Raw genomic sequence first — 2974 nt, 5'->3', positions numbered from 1 at the left:
GCACCAGACACGGTGCCCGACGAGACCGCCGACAGACAGAGTCTGCGCAGTGAGCGTGCACCTGACCTTCTGTGCACGGGTCTGTGACGACCCAGCGTCCTCACCTTGCGGGGCGAAAGCGTCTAGCGTCGGCGCCATGATTCGAGCAGAGACCTTGGTGCGGCAGGGTGAGGACTTCATCGTGGACGACGCCACGGAGACGCGGTATCAGCTGGCCTCTGTGAGCAAGCAGTTCACCGCGGCTGCCGCGCTCTTGCTCGTCGAGGACGGCACGCTCGTCCTCGACGATCCCGTGCGCCGTTGGATCGACGACTGCCCGAGGAAGTGGCGAGACGTCACGCTGCACCACCTGCTCACCCACACTTCTGGCCTCGGCCATTGGGACGACTATCCCATGATCGACCTAGCTCTGCGGGTTGAGCCAAGCGAACTGCTGAGGACCTTCGACTCCGTACCACTTCTGTACCCGCCGGGCGAGGGCTGGAGCTACAGCAGCCCGGCGTACGTGCTGCTGGCACACGTCGTCGAACGGGCTGCAGATACGCCGTACCGGGTCTTCATGGCGGACCGCATCTTTGATCACCTTGGTTTGACCGACACGTTCGCAGGAGCGCCCGGTGCGCGGCCGAACCTGGCGGTTGGCCACGACGGGGAGGGTCGGCCGTTGCCGACCTGGGATCTGGACGTGGTATGCATGGGGGCCGGCGACGTGTGGTCGACGGCGAGGGATGTGTTGGCCTGGCTCGATGCCCTCCAGAGCGGCCACCTGTTGAGCGAACCGTACCGCACGCTGATGTTGACCGAACGGACGCGGACCGGCAAGGGCCCTGATGAGAGCGGTTACGGCTACGGCGTCTTCGTTGGTGAGCTCAACGGCCGGCGGTGGTGGCACCACAGCGGCGACAACGCGGGCTTCAAGGCGTTCGCCGGCAACATTCCGGAACTGGGTCGCCGCATTGTGGTCCTCAGCAATACCGAGGCGACGGAGGCCAGCGCCCTGGAGCCTCTGCTCGCATAGATCAGGCACTTCGAACCACTGCGGCCGTCCTGATCCGGAAGACCCCGCCGAAGCCAGCGGCTGATGTCCGCCTATCGGTACGAGCGTGCGTTTGACAGCTGGACGATGGCGTACGGATAGTGACGCGTCGGTGTCCAGCGCGCCCGCTTGGCGGCATGTGCGGATGCCGCTCGTAGCTCAGCACCGGTTCGGCCCAGGGAACAACGATCTCGTCGACCGGCTCACCATCATCCGAGCCAACGCCTCCGGCGTGGGCTTCTTTCTCGCACGTTGCCCGAGCGCCGGTAGAGAGTGCTCAGGTGGTTCGGCGGGCGGCGACGATGAGGAAGTTCGGCAGGTGGACGTACGCGTCGATGCCGTCGGGGCCGTCGACGGTGGTGTCGGGGGCGAGTCCGGGCTCTGCCAGTTCGGTTAGCTGGCAGCCGAGGTTGGTGAGCTGGTTGAGGTAGGTCGAGAGGGTGCGGTGGAAGTCGACGCCGGTGGGGCCGGGGATTTCGTACTCGGTGAGGTAGCGGTGGGTGCGGTATTCACCATGTTCGCGCCAGGTGGGCCACAACTGTTCGTAGCAGGGGTGGTTGACGGTGAACACGAACAGTCCGCCCGGCTTGAGCACGTGCACGCACGCGCGCATCGCGCCGGTCCAGTCTGGTATGGCGGGTAGGACCATGCTGGCGACCACGGCATCGAAGGGCGCGCCGAGGTTCGGCAGTGCGCACAGGTCTGCCTGGACGTACTGGATGCGTCGCGGGGCGATGGCCTCCTGCTCCACGGCGAAGTCGAACAGTGACTGACCGGGTTCGACGCCGACGACCGTGGCACCTTGCCCCGCGAGGATCCGGCTGAGGTAGCCGTTGCCGCAGCCGGCGTCGAGCACCCGCCGCCGGGTCAGGTCGCCGAGCATGCGCAGCAGGACAGGATTGATCAGGTGGCGCTTGGCGAAGTCGCCGTCATGTGCTGTCTGCTCCAGCATCGCACGGGGCGTCGCCGCCCAGCGTTGGATGGCCATGTCGTTGGTCCACTCGGTCACGATCTGCTGGCTCCGATCCTCGTGTCGATGCGTGTGGTGAGACCGCCCGGCGCGATGGCACAGTTCCGTGACGATCCGCCCCGTGAGTACCGGTCATGGCCCGGGTTGGCCGATCAGAGGTAGTCGAAGTAGCGGTCCCACCAGGTGTCGACACGGGCGGGGCGATTGTCCGGGGTCCATGCGCCGTTGTAACGCTGCCAGAGGGGTTCTTCAGGGATGAGGGTGTAGGTCAGGTCCGCCAGGGCCCGGCGGATCCGGGTGTCGTCTTCAGGGTGCAGCAGCTGAGCTGCTTCCTTGTCGGTCCACACTCCGGGGTTGTCGACGGCGATGACGGCCAGGTTGCCGAAGTTGCTGATGACGATGACGAGACGCCGCAGTGTGCCGGTGGCTGTGGCGGGGATGTCGATGCGGCCGTGGAAGCTGGCGTCCTGTACTTGCCGGTCGACCTCGCATTGGCGGCCGAAGTCGCGGTCGAGTCGCTGCGCTAGCTGGTTGAACCGTGCCATGGTCCGGCGGTGCTGGTAGTTCGCCGGCACCTCTAGACAATCGGCGTGATCAAGGAAGCGCAACAGCCGCCAGAGCAGGGTGTCGTCGGCAAGCACTTGAGCATTGTGCCTGGTTCGGCGCCTCATGGGCCCGGCAAGTCACGTACCCACCGGCGCTAGCAGGGTCATCAAGCTGAGGTGTCGAAGGTCGCCCAAGCCGAAGATCGGCTTACTTGGTGCAAGTGGGATCGCGGCGTTGTCAGGGTCGTCGGGTTGGCGCGGAGTACCCGCGGCTTGAGATGGTCCAGGTCGTGGAGGACGTCCGAGCCTTACCGCGGGTCGGTCATGAAGCGCGACGGCACAGGACCTACGCCGCGGACACTAACGAACTCGCCGTCGACGCCCCGCCGACAACGCGGGTCGCCGGTGCGTTTACCGAACTCG

Annotated in this window: 3 protein-coding genes; 1 reads left to right on the top strand and 2 read right to left on the bottom strand. The window is 66.0% G+C overall.

Features of this window, described 5'->3' with window-relative positions:
* Window positions 1-136 precede the first annotated feature (136 nt).
* Window positions 137-1018, top strand: a complete 882-nt coding sequence (locus tag ACFP2T_RS05585; RefSeq protein WP_377418038.1) for a serine hydrolase domain-containing protein — start codon at window positions 137-139, stop codon at window positions 1016-1018.
* 295 nt (window positions 1019-1313) lie between these two features.
* On the opposite strand, the gene ACFP2T_RS05580 is transcribed toward ACFP2T_RS05585, so the two are convergent.
* Together ACFP2T_RS05580 and ACFP2T_RS05575 are read right to left on the bottom strand one after the other, a co-directional pair.
* Window positions 1314-2045, bottom strand: coding sequence for a class I SAM-dependent methyltransferase (locus tag ACFP2T_RS05580; protein WP_377418037.1), 732 nt, complete (start codon window positions 2043-2045; stop codon window positions 1314-1316).
* A 113-nt stretch (window positions 2046-2158) separates the two neighbouring features.
* Window positions 2159-2647 carry a hypothetical protein gene (locus ACFP2T_RS05575; protein ID WP_377418035.1) on the bottom strand — a complete coding sequence of 163 codons (489 nt, stop codon included), beginning with the start codon at window positions 2645-2647 and terminating at the stop codon, window positions 2159-2161.
* Window positions 2648-2974: the final 327 nt, after the last annotated feature.

This window comes from Plantactinospora solaniradicis (genome assembly GCF_042658085.1).
GTDB lineage: Bacteria > Actinomycetota > Actinomycetes > Mycobacteriales > Micromonosporaceae > Plantactinospora > Plantactinospora solaniradicis.
The sequence above is the reverse complement of the archived record's forward strand: the minus strand, read 5'-3'. Positions and strand labels throughout refer to the sequence as shown.

Excerpts from the sequence above, each read along its gene's own strand:
- ACFP2T_RS05585 (WP_377418038.1), top strand. The coding sequence starts at position 137 with ATGATTCGAGCAGAGACCTTGGTGCGGCAGGGTGAGGACTTCATCGTG.